General features: G+C 37.8%; 9 protein-coding genes, 1 tRNA gene and 5 pseudogenes. 1 reads left to right on the forward strand and 14 read right to left on the reverse strand.

The genetic code is table 11. The features are described from left to right. Window positions 1-1,043 precede the first annotated feature (1,043 nt). The 4 genes and pseudogenes from V4P55_RS02285 to V4P55_RS02300 form a co-directional block, all read right to left on the reverse strand. Window positions 1,044-5,987 (reverse strand): DEAD/DEAH box helicase, encoded by a 4,944-nt coding sequence (locus tag V4P55_RS02285; protein WP_455474838.1) that lies wholly within the window; start codon window positions 5,985-5,987, stop codon window positions 1,044-1,046. Window positions 5,988-6,143: 156 nt separating this feature from the next. Then, window positions 6,144-6,515 (reverse strand): annotated as a pseudogene (locus tag V4P55_RS02290) (head-tail joining protein). Then, a pseudogene (locus V4P55_RS02295) lies at window positions 6,515-7,279 on the reverse strand (major capsid protein); the annotation flags it as partial. The pseudogenes V4P55_RS02295 and V4P55_RS02290, both read right to left, overlap by 1 nt. 184 nt (window positions 7,280-7,463) lie before the next feature. Further along, a pseudogene (locus tag V4P55_RS02300) lies at window positions 7,464-7,593 on the reverse strand (major capsid protein); the annotation flags it as partial. Between the two features lie 1,844 nt (window positions 7,594-9,437). Here V4P55_RS02300 and V4P55_RS02305 point away from each other — a divergent pair. Further along, a tRNA-Ser gene (locus tag V4P55_RS02305) sits at window positions 9,438-9,527 on the forward strand. A gap of 216 nt (window positions 9,528-9,743) precedes the next feature. Here the strand turns inward: V4P55_RS02305 and V4P55_RS02310 are convergent. From V4P55_RS02310 to V4P55_RS02355, 10 genes and pseudogenes are all read right to left on the reverse strand, one after another. After that, a pseudogene (locus V4P55_RS02310) lies at window positions 9,744-10,011 on the reverse strand (DNA adenine methylase); the annotation flags it as partial. Between the two features lie 141 nt (window positions 10,012-10,152). Next, a pseudogene (locus V4P55_RS02315) lies at window positions 10,153-10,575 on the reverse strand (late control protein); the annotation flags it as partial. A gap of 106 nt (window positions 10,576-10,681) precedes the next feature. Further along, a complete protein-coding gene (locus tag V4P55_RS02320) occupies window positions 10,682-10,813 on the reverse strand; it encodes a hypothetical protein (protein ID WP_455474839.1) in 132 nt (43 codons plus the stop codon). Between the two features lie 31 nt (window positions 10,814-10,844). Next, window positions 10,845-11,273 carry a hypothetical protein gene (locus V4P55_RS02325; RefSeq protein WP_455474840.1) on the reverse strand — a complete coding sequence of 143 codons (429 nt, stop codon included), beginning with the start codon at window positions 11,271-11,273 and terminating at the stop codon, window positions 10,845-10,847. A 179-nt stretch (window positions 11,274-11,452) separates the two neighbouring features. Continuing rightward, window positions 11,453-14,068: a DUF6990 domain-containing protein gene (locus V4P55_RS02330; RefSeq protein WP_455474841.1), complete on the reverse strand. Its 2,616-nt coding sequence runs from the start codon at window positions 14,066-14,068 to the stop codon at window positions 11,453-11,455. A gap of 135 nt (window positions 14,069-14,203) precedes the next feature. Beyond that, window positions 14,204-14,677 (reverse strand): SMI1/KNR4 family protein, encoded by a 474-nt coding sequence (locus tag V4P55_RS02335; RefSeq protein WP_455474842.1) that lies wholly within the window; start codon window positions 14,675-14,677, stop codon window positions 14,204-14,206. A gap of 128 nt (window positions 14,678-14,805) precedes the next feature. Further along, a complete protein-coding gene (locus V4P55_RS02340) occupies window positions 14,806-15,270 on the reverse strand; it encodes an SMI1/KNR4 family protein (protein WP_455474843.1) in 465 nt (154 codons plus the stop codon). A gap of 130 nt (window positions 15,271-15,400) precedes the next feature. Next, complete coding sequence (locus V4P55_RS02345) at window positions 15,401-15,868, reverse strand: SMI1/KNR4 family protein (protein ID WP_455474844.1); 468 nt, start codon at window positions 15,866-15,868, stop codon at window positions 15,401-15,403. Window positions 15,869-15,871: 3 nt separating this feature from the next. Next, window positions 15,872-16,264: a DUF6990 domain-containing protein gene (locus V4P55_RS02350; protein ID WP_455474845.1), complete on the reverse strand. Its 393-nt coding sequence runs from the start codon at window positions 16,262-16,264 to the stop codon at window positions 15,872-15,874. 128 nt (window positions 16,265-16,392) lie between these two features. Continuing rightward, window positions 16,393-19,080 carry a DUF6990 domain-containing protein gene (locus V4P55_RS02355; RefSeq protein WP_455474846.1) on the reverse strand — a complete coding sequence of 896 codons (2,688 nt, stop codon included), beginning with the start codon at window positions 19,078-19,080 and terminating at the stop codon, window positions 16,393-16,395. Between the last annotated feature and the right edge of the window lie 2 nt (window positions 19,081-19,082).

Raw genomic sequence — 19,082 nt, forward strand, 5'->3', positions numbered from 1 at the left:
CAAGTATTTGACACTGCGTTTATAGGATAATCGCCAGCAATCGTCTTTCCATGTTCGGCATAAGCGGCACTATTAAGAATTCCAATAATGTCAGATAATAATGTCAGATAATTTCAAACGACTTATAAACAATGGCTGCATACTATTGAAGAAAATGTAAATCTGGTTCATTCTACATTCTTCAGCACTGATTGATACAAAACTGTCTCTTTCTTTGGTATATTTCACCAAATCAACAGCGGTCTTTAACAGCCAGTTTTTATTTTTTCTAACACTGTGACTGAGACGAACATTAGACGTCGGCAAGCCGATATGTACCGCTTCAAACCCCATAGAGAATCGTAAATTTGATGTCATCCAACATGCCTTAATTCCAGCTAATTATATTGACTTCTTTTTTTTGTATTTTAGCACCTCCCGAAGATCATTCACTTCTTCACCTTTCATTATGGGAATTCCTGCCTATATCCACCGAACCCTAGCGTTTATTAATGTGTGAAAAATCTTAACCTTGGGTTCATAAGAAAACACGTTTCCTGGTATTTATTTACCATTGTGCAGAATCGTATCTTCGAGAATAATTTGTCTATTTATTTATGTTTTTTTCTTATTGTTGATATCGATTAACAGGACGTTTGAGTCTTAATTTCCTCTTAGGATGCAGATTATAATAACTCTTAGGTTGATTGATTTGTAAATACCTTTAAATCTACATACGTTATGGTATCAGCCTCTTTCTCATCTTTTAAGGTAAAGAGAAAATAGAATACTTCAAAAAGCGATTTATTTTTATAAATAATCCTTAAAATAAAACAGATACCTGTTTTCAAAACGGATGAAGTAATAGATAACTTTGTTGATGCTTCTAATATTACTGATCATGATTTAGCCTGTTCATTTCAAACTTTTTACTTAGAAAAGATTAGAAAAATTTACACGCCTCAAGCCAAAAAAGAAGTGTTACCTATTTTTCTTTTTTAAACATGGAGCAGAAGAACGCAGTAAACATGAACACTCACATGTTGCATACAAAAAGTAACTTTTTAAATATTTTCAGTTTCTCTCACTTCCAATTTTGGAAGATTGCGAACAATTTTCATTGTTTCTAAGCTTACAGTAATAACCCGTTGAAACAATTCTAAGGGATAGGCTGGATTGCCAACCGTTTCAACAGCATAGCGATTAGCATCACTGACAAGACCACTCGCTTTATTAGTTTTGATAACTTGACGCTCCATAACCCATTCGAGAGCAGGCTTGCCATTTACTATATAATCATAAGCTTCAAGAGGAATATTTTGCATAGTGATATGCGCATTATAAATCACTGTACTTTTGTCAAGTGCACCGCGTTTACCAGCAAATTTCATTGTTTCAACACGATAAAAATTCACTTCATCAGGAATAATCCAAGTGCTTGGATCACCCTGTTTATATGTAACGGGATATGGCTCAACTTCTTCATAATTCATATGCAAATAGCCAAGCCTTCTACCAGCTGTAACAAATGTCCAAAAGTCTTCTACCTTTTTAACAGTCGGAATACGTGGCAATTGTTTGGATAGATTATGCGCATAACGCACACGATAATCCTTAGAATGCAAAATTCCATAAACATAGAAAAAAAGATCATCCTTTGTAATTATTTCACCCGGATAAGCCGCCTTAAAATATGCCAACCCTTCATCCGTAAGTGCATCACGCCTTTGTAGTCCAGCTGTTTTGCTTTCTTTTGCAAAATTTGCAAACAAATGAACTTGGCCTCCCTCTTCATTGTCTAAGGACTCAACATTTTCATAAATATATCGAGGAAAACATTGACCATTTTCCATTCCAGCAAAATCAGGTAAATCTTTAGTCATAAGAACAGAAAAACCACTTCTTGCTCCTTTACCTGCAATTTGGATTACCCTGTTTTCAACCACTTTTTCTAAAGGGAATATCCGCGGCATTTGATACGTGTTTTCAGTAAAAATGCGATCATAATAGAGCCACTGTCGGGTAAAAGGACGATAAAAACTCTGAACAAGGCATGTATCTTTAAATTTAAAAACCTTGCCTCTGGCTACTTGTTTTTTGAGAGCATAACTCCAACTGATTTTTTTGGCATCTGTATTGACAAAATCGTTCACAGCATTCGTACGTACTTTGCTGTCAGAGTGTAGATGCGCAGCGTTAAAACGTTCTACTTCACCGTTATAAAAAGTGATCATATTGCTCATATTCGTAGCTAAAGCATCGCGACTGAAATTATATGCCCAAGCATCACGACTAGTTACAAGAGCACAAGAAAAACTTTTAAAAAGCTTTTTATCATTGCTCTTCTTATCACCTAACGCTAAAAATTTTTCAAAGTCACTGTTGCGCTGATCCAGCCAATCGCCATGCTCATCTGGCTTAATCAACCGCCAACCGTGTTCACACTTAATACCACCAACACTACCTAATCGTTTCAGTTCACACAGTTTCTCTTTTTTTGTAAGATTATCACCAATATCATAATAATAAATTTTGCAATCTTTCGAGATATTTGGATTTTTAATAAACAGTGTCACAGCAATACCTGTCATGCTCCCATTTCCAAATACGTTGTCTCCTTCTTGAGCTTCCCCTTTACTCATCATATTTTTGCGAATATCACCTCGCAAATTGAGAACATAAATGCTCGAAAATTCTTCGTTCAATTTTTTTCTGAGGCCATCCATTGCTAATTTTTTTGCATAACCAGAACCTGTAACAAAACCGATAACACCACAGTCTTTTATGCGATCACTTGCCCATCGAATTGCACGAATGTAACTGTCATAAAGGACTTGTACAGAAGTTGCTTTGGATAATGCAGCATAGGTTTCACGGATGCGACGATCTAATTTAGGATAGCTAATATTTTGTGCATTGTCATTTTCGCTTTTTTGCCGAGTCGAATAAGGGGGGTTGCCAATAATAACACGAACATCCAGTTCCTTCTGACGTGACCGACGTGTACTATTATCCATCATCAAATCACTCATCAGGTCTTTTTCCTGCTCATAAAGCTGGAAAGTATCAGTCAGACAAATTCCCTTAAACGGGACATAATCGCCCCCCATGAGACTATAATACGTCGTCTCAATATTAATGGCTGCGATATAATATGCTAAAAGCACAATTTCATTGGCATGAATTTCATGACAAAATTTGTGCTTCATTTCTTCTGGTTTTATCAAACCCGACTGTAAAAGCCGCGTGATAAAAGTCCCCGTTCCCGTAAAGGGATCCATAATGTGAACACCAGATGAGCCAAGCGTTTGCCCAAATTCATCCTGTAATATCTCATTCACTGAGTGGATAATAAAATCCACAATCTCAACGGGCGTGTAAACAATCCCTAGTTTTTCTACAGTACGTGGAAAAGCGTAACGGAAAAATTTATCATAAAGCTCTACAATCAAGTTCTGCTTGGCTTGTGGATCCGTAATTCCACTTGCTCGCAATTTTACACTTGCATAAAAACTCTCAAGATCTTTGGATTCCTTATTAAGATTTGCCCCATCAAGCACATCGAGTATACGCTGCATAGCACGCGATACAGGGTTCTCACGCGTAAACTTATACTCTTCAAACAACACCTGAAACACAGGACGCGTGATGATATGCTGTGCCAACATCTCAATCGCATCAGCCTCTGTAATAGTATAGTTTAAGTCATCACGCAGTTCTGCTATAAATTTATCAAAGGCTTGACGAACCTTAGTGTCTGGTTCTGCTAAAATTCCTGTTAAACGCGTAATATGATTTTTGGCAATTTCAGCAATATTGCTCGCCCAATCTTCCCAATAATCACGCGTACCACACTTTTTGACGATCTTTGCCATGATAGCACGAGAAAGTTCGTTTACAGAAAAAGAAAGCTCCCCTTGTACCATATCTGTAATAACATGGTCATACTCCGGTGTTCCAATTCCCGACCGTTCAGGTTGTGATCGAACAGGAAGGTTTTCTACAACCGCAGTAACAGCCTGTAACTCAGTGCTTTGAGTAACACCAATAATCTCAATCATGCTGCTTACATCTTGCCCTAAGGATGCCTTATTAATCGTAGAATTAAAACGATCATCATGAGCACGCAAAGCATTCAAAATTTGCCAGACAACCCTATACTTCTCATTATTGTTTAATGTCTGTTCCACCGGAATATCAGAAGAAATACCAATTGGCAAAATGACATACCCCATCTTTTTGCCTTCAAAGCGACGCATCACGCGCCCGACTGCTTGAACAACATCAATCTGACTTTTGCGTGGGTTAAAGAAAATGATCGCATCAAGAGCTGGAACATCTACTCCCTCAGATAAACAACGGGCATTGGTTAAAATACGACAAACATTATTATCAATATCGGCTTTTAGCCAATCAAGTAATGCACCACGATCCTTCACATTGAAAGTGCCATCAACATGTTTAACCTCACATTCTAAACATGAGCCTTTTTCAGTTTCCTCTTTATTGGTATAATCAAGATATTCTTTGATAACCGCAGAAAACTCATCACGAACCAGTTTAGAACTACGAATATCTTTACAAAATGCTAAAACACGATGCATAGGATATAGATCAGTCCCAACATCAGCTTTTACGTCTTGTTTTGTGAGCGCCTTATAACACCCGACAATCTTTGTTGCATCATCAAGAACAAGCTCAGAATCAATATCACTAAGACGATTCTGAACAGCTGAACTCACAAGTTTCTCGTCCATTGCTAGTACAATAACTTTGTAATCAGTTAAAAGACCATTTTGTACTGCCCATGAAAAACCACGATAAAAAAGCGTTTTGCCAAAGAGCTTTTCATCATCCATCGACGCAAGAACCACATTTGTTTCATTCGCACGGCTTTTCGCGTTATCACCAAAAATGCGTGGCGTTGCTGTCATATAAAGGCGCTTCTTGGCACAAATAACATCATTAGAATGCACCTTAACAAAATTGGATTCATCCTCTCCCGTCAACGTTGCACCTGTTGTACGATGGGCTTCATCACAAATGATAAGATCAAATGTTGGAAAACCATAGTATTTCTGAGCATCAGCAATCACCTGAATGGATTGATAAGTTGCAAACACAACGGTCATCTCATCTGCGACACCACCCTTCACACGTTCTGAGAGTTTAGCTGCATCAGTTGTTGCTGGAAAAGCAAGATCAAATATATCAATTTCGGCAATATCATGAGTATTTTTACGACGCTTTCCAACCTGTGTATCTGAACATACCGCAAAGGACCGTAATCTGATTTCTGCATCCGTTGTCCATTCACGCACAGTCTGTGACATTAAAGCCAAGGATGGCACAAGAAACAAGACAAACTTCCCTTTACCCGCTAAATCTTCAGCAATCTTAAGACTGGTAAATGTCTTACCGGTACCACAAGCCATAATGAGCTTGCCGCGATCTGCTTCAGCAAGTCCAGCCCGCACACAATGCAATGCCTCCAATTGATGCGGACGAAGTTTCTTTTTATCATCCAATATAATTTTGCCTTTAGCAGCAAAAATTTTCCAATGAATCGGGCTTTTTTGCATATCAGAAAGACTAATTCGTATAACAGGAATAGCCTGCCCTCTTATCATTGCTTCAGCATTTTCACTCCAAGCATTTACAGTACTGTCTATAACCACACGTCGCTTGAACGGAGCCTTACCTGATGATGCAATAAAACTATCAATGTCCTCTTTCCTAATCCGATACGCTGCATCATAAAATTTACATTGGATTGCTGCAAAACCATCTTCATCACGAATCTTTGCCACAAGATCGATACCGGTATCACGACCATCCCAACCATTTTCATGAGCCCAATCTTTAAAAGTTTGAACCTTTTCATACTGTTTTAATTGGAGAGGATCATGTGTCAGATACGCAAGAGAAAAACGCTCAAAATATGTACCCTTCTCTCGTTCGGTACGCGCTTCATCACGATATGTCCGTAAAAGTGATTGTAGCGTCATATTTCATCCTATCAAAAACACCTTCAACTATCGAGTCTAAATAAACTCGTCAATGTTTATTATTCTGTCAACAAGATTAAAAGTTACTTTATTTACTGAACCTACTGATTATCGGGAATAGAATATAACTCTAAGCAGGATAATCAAAACAACTTATTAAATGAAGGAATCATGACGCAAACTGAACTTATATACGCCAGATTTTAAAGCTTGTACATCCGGCACAATGAAGTGTTCTTGAAAAGGGGCACTTCGTTATTTGTAATATTTTCAAGCTCTATAATAAATAACAACACTATCCTGAAGGCTTGGAGGCACCCCACCAATGTCATTAATACAAACATCCAGCTCTTTTCTTGGAATTGTCGTGAGTGTTCTGCCGCCCGCTTCCGATTCTGAATGCTTGATACTGTAAATTGCTGTAATATCAAAAGACTGCCCTGTCTCTTTTCGCGTGTAGACAACAGGCTGCCCAAAGGTGTTGCGTACATCTTTCACCATTTGCTTGAGCAACCCGTGCCATAACATTATTTCGCTCCTATAACGCCTTTAAAGAGCATTTCAGGACGCGTGCAAATATAAAGCGGATAGCTGTACACTTCAGGCTTGACCCACGCATTACGGTCGTGATCGACTATCAGCATGGTATAAAGAGGCTTTCCAATTGTATTGGCAAAATCTAAAGATTCCCCTGGAGCAAAGGTTTTCTGGAACACACCGGGTGCATCAACAGGGAAGAATTGGCATTCATCAGGCTTAATTCCTATTGCACGTTTTGTCCCAGCTTTAGCCTTAACGCTATAGTTATGAATGCTTCGGTAATTAATAAAAGTCACCCCAGCAAAGTCAAAACTGCCAAAGCTCCCCGCCCCAATAGCACTTGGTGTTGTAACACCCCCTGCACTATTTAACGTCTGCGCTAAGGCGGTATTTAAATAGGTTTCACGAATTGTTTTATGATTTTTTAATTTAGAAAAGAATTCATTTCCACAAAGACCAATAATCCGTGAACGATCCGTAAAGGCACCCTTTGATGCCCCAATCATTTTCGTAACAACTTGATCGACAATATCCGCAACATCTGTTGTCTCATTGTTTAGTTTAAAATCGAGTGGCTCTGGCGGCTTGATTTCCCATTCCTTATACCAATCAACAATCACCGATCCATCAGCATCAAGAACAACACCTTGAATAGCACCAAGCTGCATATTCTCCCATGTCAGTTCAATTTCAGAAATCAGCTTCTTTTATTTGCGAGCGATATATTTCATCGCTGTTTCAAGACAATCTTCTCCTTTAACTTTTACCCAGTTCTGGAACTCATCTGCTCTAATAATGTCACTTTTATAACAATACGAGCTTTCATAAATACGGGAGTGAGAGTTGCAATCATTTTTGTTATTTTCAAATACAGGTATCCTATGTGAGCGCGCTTGAATCTGCAACACATTGTTATGTTTTTTATATTGATAAATCTATCGCTGGTTTCAACCTCCTCAAAAAGATCAAAAGAACCAATCAAACCTGGCTGAAATTCATAATTTTCAATCGCTTTCATCATTGTGGTTGTTGAAAAAGCATCATGTTTAAAAAAGTTCATATCCATACGTGCCTTCTCTCATCGTAACATAATTTTACTTTTTGCTTCTAAAGATTGAATGGTTGACATCTTCTGCTTATCTATGACGGTACTCAGTCATATCAATTTAGATACTCTCACAGTGCATAAACGTATTGTAATCACTGTACGCCGATTTGTCTTTATCATATCAACATTGGTAAAAAGTACCTGCTGGTATCTGGCTATAATTTTATAATCTGGAAAATTATAAATAATATGTATTTTCCCCTTTAGTGCTTGCCATTCCTGTAAAGCAGCCTATATCTCAATCTCTGTTTCTGATATGCAAGATGTTTTTTTATCTAACATGCGTACATTATAGTATTAAAAATCAACGTTGTCATGAATGTTTTGATAAAAAATCAAATTATTTCATTATATTAAACAATTTATTTTAAGCTTTAAATTAATTTTTTATCACCAAATGATGAAGTATAAGACAATACTTTTCAAAACGTACACTTTTCGAGGTAGATGCTGTCAAACTCGCATGACGCGTCTTCTTTAAACTCATACCGCTTTTAATAGTTTTCGCTGTATTAAAGAAAACGCTTAAACCCTTTGCTTGCTTTACAAAATTGTTAAGGCGCATGTGCACACTTTCTCTCTTGTTTACGCACGGCTTGAATGCTTTTGTAATTATCTTCTTCGGCGCAGTATTGTCATTCAACACATTGTCTCAATAATTTTGCCTTCTATATTAATAGAAATGGATTTTTAGAAAAGGTAAAAATGCTATAAAAATCCTTATTCTCTTTAGTATCTTAAAAAATAGTCTGCAAAGTTTTTTGAGCTATTATATTTTATTGTTTACGAAAAGGTATTGTTTTGTTCCTAGGTCAGATTTGAGAAAGATGATATCTAGATTATTCCCACTTCAAATCGCTTATCTTCTCAGTATATATATATCAAAATAAAGAAACATTAATAAATAAGCGAAATTTATCAAAATTCGCTCTATTTGTTACACTTTAATAATGATCATAATAACCGTTATGGAATCAAGAAGTGAAATCATCCGATACATTAAAAATTTAAAAAATAAAACGTGTTATTAGCAATTTAAGCTAAAGAGGGAAAGGATCAATAACAAACTTTTATTCAAAGAAAAAATGGGCTTTTGAGAAGAACTGAAATTTAAAATTAAAGTTCATAATACATTAGTTATACAGGAGATTTATATAAAATTACTATATTAATGCACGTTACAAACCTTGAAGACGAGTAGTTAAAATAAACCACCTATATATCCAATAGGGATCATCGTTTAAGTTTATCAAAATGTTTTAGGAAAAGCACATGATCAATATTAATTCGAAAACCCTTCAGACACTAATAAATTTTTTTTTCAAAAAATACAAAAACAGTTCCAAAACTTATTCAGCGATTGCAATTCTCTGTATTTAAATAAGTTTAGCAAAAGTAGCAACGCTAACAGCTAATTATAAAATAATAAACTGTTAATGCTGTTATTCAATAACACAAACTAAACCATTTTCTAAGGAGCAAGATTCATAAAGTAACTATTATATTAACGAATTGAATAGTTTACTAAAAACCTTGGAATTTCAATTGTCTCTGTACAACTGAATTATTTTTACAAAATTAATAACGTAAATTAAAAAAGTTTAAACTTTATAATAATTTTTATGTTTATTTTCATTTTTTTAATTTTTTAGCTTTAAAAGAGATGTTTGATTAACAAAAATAATCAGAAAATGAGAATTTACTTTAAATTTAAACTCAAGCAATGTTACTAAAAGCGTTTAAAACATATATAAGTAATTGACCTTTTATGAAAAATTTGTAAAAGGAAGCATATCTCATTTGGAGGGGTGGCCGAGCGGTTTAAGGCACCGGTCTTGAAAACCGGCGTGCAGGAGACTGTACCGTGGGTTCGAATCCCACCCCCTCCGCCACTGGATTTTTATATGCATTGTAGCTTGCCTGTAGCTTGCCATCTCGTTTTGCACCAATTGATTTTTTTTCAAAGGGTTTTCAAGGGGGCTTTAAAGGGACTTTGAAGGGTCTTTAAAGAGTGTTTTTTCTTCTGTTAAAAATCGCAATTTGCGATGATTAGTTCTTTGGCGATAGCATTATTTGAACTGCCACATGAATAAGATGTAGTGGCCTCTTATAAAGGGCTGATAATGGCGTTGTAACACACGGAAAAAATTCACCACATCGGCCTGAGCGATCATTGATGATTTCCACAGCTGGTATCAATTTTCTCCTAAAGAAAATCCCACCCATTCCAATAAAAGGTTCGGCATAAACGTTATGCGGAATCTCTTCAATGATTTTGACAAGGGTTTTGGCTAACCTTCTTTTGCCACCAATATAAGCAGCTGCTGGTGTGACAGGAGCAACAGATTTTAATGTTTCAGAATAAATTATGTCCATACTTTCTTAACTTCTTCCATCCATAATAGCCGCTTTCTTATTGCATTAAGTAATAAGAAGTAGCTGCGATGTTATGTTTCTTGGCATAGGACGGGTTTGTCGCTAAACTATCCCTGTTGGCTGGAGAAACCAGCCCAGCCTCTATTGCTTGCTATTTTCCCTTTCCTTTTCTGGTGCTTCTAAGATAATTTCTGTGGTATAGCCGCTGGCTTTTTCATAGCGATGAGTCACCATAGAGGCTTTCCATTGTCCGTTCATTTCCTCACGAAACCCACGAAGCAAAAGAGGTTGATTGGCCATGATTTCTGGTTGACCCTCTAACAGTAACGAACCACTTCCCACAGCACGACAAAGCCTCTCTCCTTCTGAGGCTGCTGCTAGAGCCTCTTCCTTACAGCTATAACAACCGCGCAAACGCCGCGTGGGACCTTTGTAACTTGTCTGATGTTGGATCTGTAACTGTTGCCCTTTGGTTCGATCAAAATAACTAGCTTCAACCACACCATATTGTGTCCGTGGCTCTATCCTAAACTCCCAGTGAGAACAGTGATGCTTATGGATTTCGAACGACTTACAAGCCACTCCTAGCAACAACAATATCCTCATTCTTGAAAGCAAGGAAAGAATGGCAAATAAATTCAAGAGAAGCGCCTGAACAAAAGTTTCTTTCTTATTTTTTCTTCCAAAAGCGAAAGAAGCCCCTCTGAGAAGCTTTAGAATGGGTCGGTAAACTCTTTTCTACCTGTTCAAGCAAAGCATAACTGAGTTGTTTAGATTCTGCCACGGCTTTGGCTATCACCATTGCGCGTTCAAGATGTATCTGTATTCTTCTTTCATTCTAAACGACCTGGATAACGGCAAATATTATATTTATGAATTTCCATCCCCTTCTTGAACTCCTTCTTCTTCTCGCTCAACCACTTTGTATTCAATTCTTCCAGTTCGTTATCAAATTCCTCCGTAGTTCCTGTAAAACCATCCTCCAGTTCTTTGAGTTTTTTCTGATAGTCAGGAAAGGCATGTTTATTTTCGCTAATAAATTTCCAAAAACTTTCCCCTGTAGGTACTGCAGTACCAGTTTTATACGCCTCTCCCAAAATCTTTCGGTTTTTACCTAGCTTACCTTTGCCCGTTTTTATTTCAGTAATTCCGATTTTATCATCATCAATATAGAAAATATCAGGGCGTGAACTGAGCTCAGACTTACCTTTCCCATTTTTTCTAATCTTACCACTCTCATGCTTAGTCTTAAATATTGGCATATCCTCTCTCCTCTCAGATTACACGCATTGCTGTTACATCTTTGGTTTTCATGAATTTCTCCCAAAAAAATCTTTTCGTGTTGCAAACCGCTCCTACCAACAGTATCAACTTCACTCTTGACAGCGAAAAAAGAATGGCAAATAAATTCAAGAGAAGCGCCTGAACAAAAGTTTCTTTCTTATTTTTTCTTCCAAAAGCGAAAGAAGCCTCTCTGAGAAGCTTTAGAATGGGTCGGTAAGCTCTTTTCTACCTGTTCAAGCAAAGCATAACTGAGTTGCTTAGATTCTGCCACGGCTTTGGCTATAACTATTGCACGTTCAAGATGTATCTGTTGAATGCTCTCATCAAAACCCAAACGATCCTTTGCGGAAAAGCTCTTGTGATAAAACTGCAAAGTCTCAACATCCCCTAATAAAGCCAAAGCACCAATATGCAGCAAAGCATAATGCGCATCATTCGCCTTACCAGTTGCGCTTTTTTTCCTTTGCCAGGGAGGTGTGCCATAATCAGAACGAAGATCTTCAGCAAGATCAATCTCGCTTACAGCCCATTCTAAAGTGCTATGAAGAACCTCCTTTAAGTAATCCGCACTCACCTCTGGATCGAAGATTTCCAGCCCATTCGCTTCAAAATTAAGCTCTAAATCCGGTAGCTCTTGCGTAAAGCTTGGATCAATCATCTTGCACGCAGTAGTCAAAATACGAGTAACTATCAAAAGACCTCTATCAAATTGCGGACAATCTTCAATGATTTCGTCGTTATACAGCAATTCTACTTCACGATCCGCCAATTGATAAATGGCCGAATGATCGCCTTCGTCATCGAGTGTTTCAACCGACCAACCTAAACTTTGAAAAAGTGCTTTTGCACTCTCCATCGTCAAGGTTTCTTCTGCATCATTCGCCTCATCTGCCCCTTCTTCATCTTCATCAGCAGACGCTTCATCAGCAGATACTCCATCAACAGGCGCTGTCTTCTGATCCAAACTCAAAAGTGGTGTATTTTTAGGAAAGTCAGAGCGATAATACCGAGTGAAATAAAAAAATTGATTAATAAGACTTTGTGTAATTCCTTCTGCAAAACCTAACCTGTTTCCCGCACTAAAGCTGTCCATATAAAATTTAAGCTTTTCAACATCCCCAATCAAAACAAGTGCAATAAGGTGATGCACGGCAAGTTCATAGTCACTGTTGGTCGGTAAAGCAGCATAATCATAGATGATTTGATTGACATTTTGCTGATTAGCCCAACGAAGAATATCCGTACAGATCTGGTTCAGTTTACCTGCTTCGATTTCGCTATAGGATAATTTATACACATCATCTGCCTCTTTGAGTGGCGTATATTGAGGCATGTCAAGAAAGATCTCTCGATGCGCAGTGGAAAAACCAAGTGTGGAAAACGAAGCCTTGAATACAATAAGAGGGGTTTCTCCTTCTGTGTTAAGACTGTAGACGATATTGATGAGACGGTCTTTTTCTAGAAAATAAGCATTACGCTCATAGTTCTTGTCCCGATAGATTGTCCAACCTATTGCCTTCAATTGCTCATCAATTTTATCAAAAACGGCTAAAGCCTGCGCTCCAAGAGAAGCATCTTTTGCTTTTCTCTCATTGAGCATTTTCAAGTGATCTTCCGCAAATTCAACCGCACGGTTAACATAAGTTTCTGCGTCATCGTCGTCTAAATGTTCAGCAATCGTACCCGCGGCAATGAAGTTTTGATAAGACTTCAAAACATCGATTTTACCCATCAACGCTAAACAGGCTAAATGCCAAACGATGTATTGGTAGAATTTATATTTCTGGATAAGCGTTTTGCTTTCTATTGTTGCATCTAAATCTTGAGCATGTGCCCATTGTATCACTCGGTCAGAAATCTTGCTAACTTCATGCTCATTCAATGTCTTGACACAAACATCAATCCCTTTTTTAAAAATCCCAAGATAATTTCTTCCAATGACGTTAAAAGAATCATACGTAGCCTCAGCTGATATAGGGCTATATTTCCTCCCATAGTAAATATAATTACAAGCTGTGGAGATCTCCTCAGTGGAAATCTCTGCTTCAATATGGACATTGTACTTATCAAGGAGATGCACAAAGCCAAATTTTAACAGAACAAAACGATCGGGCAAAGACAGCCACATGCCTCCATACTCATTAACAACAAACCAGCCTTGGATTTTGAGAACACGCTTGACTGCTGTGGGGCTCATCAAGCGGTTTTTTGGCTTTTTCCCCGCCAAAACATCTTCTAATTCACCATTTTTATAAGCCTGTGCAAAAAGAAGGAGGCGTTTCTTCTGAGTTATCTTTTCATAATCAGAAAATTCTGGAATAAGGATTTTAGGTGTGGCGGGATCATTTTTTAAAGTTTCTATATCACCCAATAAAGCTGTTGCAACAAAAGAACGAGCAGCTTTTTCGCGTAATATTTGTTCGATATCCTGTGCTTGTGCCCACGCAAGCACCCTATTTAATGCCGCTTCAACATCGCTTTCAGAAAGTGGGGCTGGCATCACGAACTCCTCCTTGGTAGAAATGAGCGTATCTTCATACGGATCCCGTTTTTCACCCATATAATATTCCCAAGCAAGACAATAGGGAGCAGTGGTGAGCTTAACCATCCATAGCGCCAAGTTCCCCTCGTTCTCTCCATAACTTTTGACCTTATAGCTCATGCTCACAATACGATCAGGAAAATGATACCGCGCATAGGTATCATTTGCATCATCACGATAAGTCTTCCAACCATGCTTTTTTAAAATTGCTGTTACATCTTTGGTTCTCATGAATCCCCCCCAAAAAAAAATTGTTATTCTCTATAAACTGCAATGTTCTGCCGATAGCTATATCTCGCTCCTGAAATGAGGGAAAATAGCAGCTTAAGGTTGTACTTCAAAAATAAAGCAGACATAAAAAGAGAGCTATTCTGTGTGTGCCTTAATTCTTTTACACAAAAATTCATAAAAATTACTGGCGTAATAATAGCAATCACCAAATCCTGACTCAAAATAAAGTGGGCATTCATCACCCTTAAATTGAGAATAATCAAAATAAATTGTTTCACCTAAATCAGTTCTACTAACAACGAGCTGTTGCGGTTTTGCTAAACCAAGTCTTATATCATTAAAGTACTGGTAAACGATATCACCAACGAGAATAATAGAAAGACTCCCCAAATCTATATCATAAAGGCTTAATATTTCCTCATTACCAATTTTTCCTCCTTTATAATTTTTTAAAAAATCCTTATAGGAAGATGTAAACTGCAAACCAAGAATTTCTTCAGCCCTCTTAACTCGTGCACCATCAACTGCTTTGTTGTCAATCCAAAAATTGATAACGTTGCTATATTTATCAACTAATTGTATAACATCGGATAAAGTATAAGTTGTCATAATGACTCCCAAAATTGTTATCCTCATTGCAAGCTGTTCTTGCCAATAGCGACACTTCATTCTTGAAAGAAAAGGCAAATAGTAATTTAAGATTGCACTTCAAAAATAAAGCAGACATAAAAAGAAAGCTATTCTGCGTGTGCCTTAATTCTTTTACACAAAAATTCACAAAAATTACTAGCATAATACTCTGAATCTCCAGATGGAAACCTGATATAAAGTGGACACTCACCATCCTTAAATTGAGAGTAATCAAAATAAAATGTTTCACTTAAAGCAGTTTTACTAACAACAAGCTGTTGTGGTTTTGCTACACCATTCTCTATATCCTTAAAGTTTCGGTAAACAATATCACCAACAGGATAATACGTAAAATCTCTATCATAAAGGCTTAATATTTCCTCACCACTAATGTCTCCTCCTTTATAATTTTTTAAAAAATCCTTGTAGGAAGATGTGAACTGCAAACCAAGAGCCTTTTCAGCTGTTTCAATTACTACATCATCAACCGCATCATCAGCAGTACCGAAATTAATAATATCACTATATTTATAGCCTAATCGCACAACATCATATAGAGTATAAATTTTCATAAATTACCATCCTAAAATTGCTATTCGCTATAAACTGCAACGTTCTGCCGATAGCAATTCTTGCATTCCTGAAAACGATAAAAATAGCAACTTCAAATTACACTCTAAAATAAAACAAACATAAAAAAAGCTATCCTAAGTTTTCTTTAATTCTTTTACACAAAAATTCATAAAAATTACTTGCATAATAACAGGGATCTCCAGAGTATCCTATTCTAAAATAAAGTGGGCATTCACTATCCTTAAATTGAGCATAATCAAAGTAAAATACCTCCGCAAAATCAGTTGTACTAACAACGAGCTGCTGTGGTTTTGCTAAGCCACTTTTTACATTATTAAAATGCCGGTAAACAATATCGCCTCCAGGCTTATACTTAAAATCTACATTATAAAGGCTCAATATTTCCTCACCATCAATGTCTCCTCCTACATAATTTTTTAAAAAATCCTTGTAAGAAGATGTGAATTGAAAACCAAGAGCTTTTTCAGCTTTTTCAATTACTATATCATCAACCGCTTTATCTGCAGTCCCGAAATTGATAACATCACTATATTCATCAACTAATTGTACAACATCGGATAAAGTATAAATTTTCATAGATCACTCTCCATCGGCAGCTTTTTCGCGTAATATTTGCTCAATATCCTGTGCTTGTGCCCATGCAAGCACCCTATTTAATGCCGCTTCAACATCGCTTTCAGAAAGATCTGGGGCTGTAATCCCGAACTCCTCCTTGGCAGAAATGAGCTTATCTTCATACGGATCCTGCTTTTCACCCATATAATATTCCCAAGCAAGACAATAGGGAGCAGTGGTGAGCTCAACCATCCATAACTCCAAGCTTCCCTCGCCCCCTCCATAACTTCTGACCTTATAGCCCATACTCACAATACGATCAGGAAAATGATACCGCGCATAGCTATCATTTGCGTCATCACGATAAGTCTCCCAACCATGCTTTTTTAAAATTGCTGTGACATCTTTGGTTTTCACGAAGTTCCCCCAAAAAAAATCATTTCCTGTTACAAACCGCTCCCACCAACAGTAATATCCTCACTCTTGAAAGCAAGGAAAGAATGGCAAATAAATTCAAGAGAAGCGCCTGAACAAAAGTTTCTTGCTTATTTTTTCTTCCAAAAGCGAAAGAAACCCCTCTGAGAAGCTTTAGAATGGGTCGGTAAGCTCTTTTCTACCTGTTCAAGCAAAGCATAACTGAGTTGTTTAGATTCTGCCACAGCTTTGGCTATCACTATTGCGCGTTCAAGATGTATCTGTTGAATGCTCTCATCAAAACCCAAACGATCCTTTGCGGCAAAGCTCTTGTGATAAAACTGCAAAGTCTCAACATCCCCTAATAAAGCCAAAGCACCAATATGCTGCAAAGCATAACGCGCATCATTCGCCTTACCAGTTGCGCTTTTTTCCCTTTGCCAAGGAGGTGTGCCATAATCAGAACGAAGAGTTTCAGCAAGATCAATCTCGCTTACAGCCCATTCTAAAGTGCTATGAAGAACCTCCTTTAAGTAATCCGCACTCACCTCTGGATCAAAAATTTCCAGTCCTTTCGCTTCAAAATTAAGCTCTAAATCCGGTAGCTCTTGCGTAAAGCTTGGATTAATCATCTTGCACGCAGTAGTCAAAATACCAGTCTCTATCAAAAGACCGCTATCAAATTGCGGGCAATCTTCAATGATTTCGTCGTTATACAGCAATTCTACTTCACGATCCGCCAATTGATAAATGGCTAAATGATCGCCTTCGTCATTGAGTGTTTCAACCGACCAACCTAAACTTTGAAAAAGTGCTTTTGCACTCTCCATCGTCAAGGTTTCTTCTGCATCATCCGCCTCATCTGCCCCTTCTTCATCTTCATCAGCAGGCGCTACATCAGAAGGTACTCCCTCAACAGAGGCTTCATTAGCAGACGCTTCACCAGCAGATACTCCATCAACAGACGCTTCATCAACAGGCGCTGTCTTCTGATCCAAACTCAAAAGTGGTGTATTTTTAGGAAAGTCAGAGCGATAATACCGAGTGAAATAAAAAAATTGATTAATAAGACTTTGTGTAATTCCTTCTGCAAAACCTAACCTGTTTCCCGCATTAAAGCTGTCCATATAAAATTTGAGTTTTTCAACATCCCCAATCAAAACAAGTGCAATAAGGTGATGCACTGCAAGTTCATAGTCACTGTTGGTCGGTAAAGCAGCATAATCATAGATGATTTGATTGACATTTTGCTGATTAGCCCAACGAAGAATATCCGTACAGATCTGGTTCAGTTTGCCTGCTTCGATTTCACTATAGGATAATCTATACACATCATCTGCCTCTTTGAGTGGCGTATATTGGGGCATGTCAAGAAAGATCTCTCGATGCGCAGTGGAAAAACCAAGTGTGGAAAACGAAGCCTTGCATGCAATAAGAGGGGTTTCTCCTTCTGTGTTAAGACTGTAGACGATATTGATGAGACGGTCTTTTTCTAGAAAATAAGCATTACGCTCATAGTTCTTATCCCGATAAACTGTCCAACCTATCGCTTTCAATTGCTCATCAATTTGATCAAAAACGGCTAATGCCTGCGCTCCAAGAGAGGCATCTTTTGCTTTTCTCTCATTGAGCATTTTCAAGTGATCTTCCGCAAATTCAACCGCACGGTTAACATAAGTTTCTGCGCTCCTGTTATCCAAATGTTCAGCAATCGTACCCGCGGCAATAAAGTTTTGATAAGACTTCAAAATATCGATTTTACCCATCAACGCTAAACAGGCTAAATGCCAAACGATGTCTTTGTAGAAGCTGTATTTCTGGATAAGCGTTTTGCTTTTTATTGTTGCATCTAAATCTTGTGCATGTGCCCATTGTATCACCCGGTCAGAAATCTTGCTAACTTCTTGCTCATTCAATGTCTTGACACAAATATCAATCTCTTCTCCCAAAATCCCACGATAACTGCCTCCAATGGTGATAAAAGAATTATACATAGCCGTAGGGGGTATAGAGCTATATTTCCTATCAAGATAAATATAACGATAAGCTTTGGAGATCTCTTCAGTGGAAGTCTCTGCTTTAATATGGACATTGTACTTATCAAGGAGATGCACAAAGCCAAATTTTAACAGAACAAAACGATCGGGCAAAGACAGCCACATGTCTCCCAAATCACTAACAACAAACCAGCCTTGGATTTTGAGAGCACGCTTGACTGCTGTGGGGCGCATCAAGCGGTTTTTTGGCTTTTTTCCTGCCAAAACATCTGCTAATTCACCATTTTTATAGGCCTGTGCAAAAATAAGGAGGCGTTTTTTCCGAGTCATTGTTTCATAATCAGAAAATTCTGGCACAAGAATTTTGGGTGTGGACGAATCATTTTTTAAAGCCTCTACATCACCAAGCACAGCTTTTGCAGCAAGAAAATTATCGGCAGCTTTTTCGCGTAATATTTGTTCAATATCCTGTGCTTGTGCCCATGCAAGCACCTTATTTAGTGCCGCTTCAACATGGCTTTCAGAAAGATCTGGGGCTGTAACCTCGAACTCCTCCTCCTTGGCAGAAATGAGCTTATCTTCATACGGACCCCGCTTTTCACCCATATAATATTCCCAAGCAAGACAATAGGGAGCAGTGGTGAGCTTAACCATCCATAACTCCAAGCTTCCCTCGCCCCCTCCATAATTTTTAACATTATAGCCCATGCTCACAATACGATCAGGAAAATGATACCGCGCATAGCTATCATTTGCATCATCACGATAAGTCTTCCAACCATGCTTTTTTAAAATTGCTGTGACATCTTTGGTTTTCATCATTC

It is taken from the genome of Bartonella sp. B30(2025), from assembly GCF_053793825.1.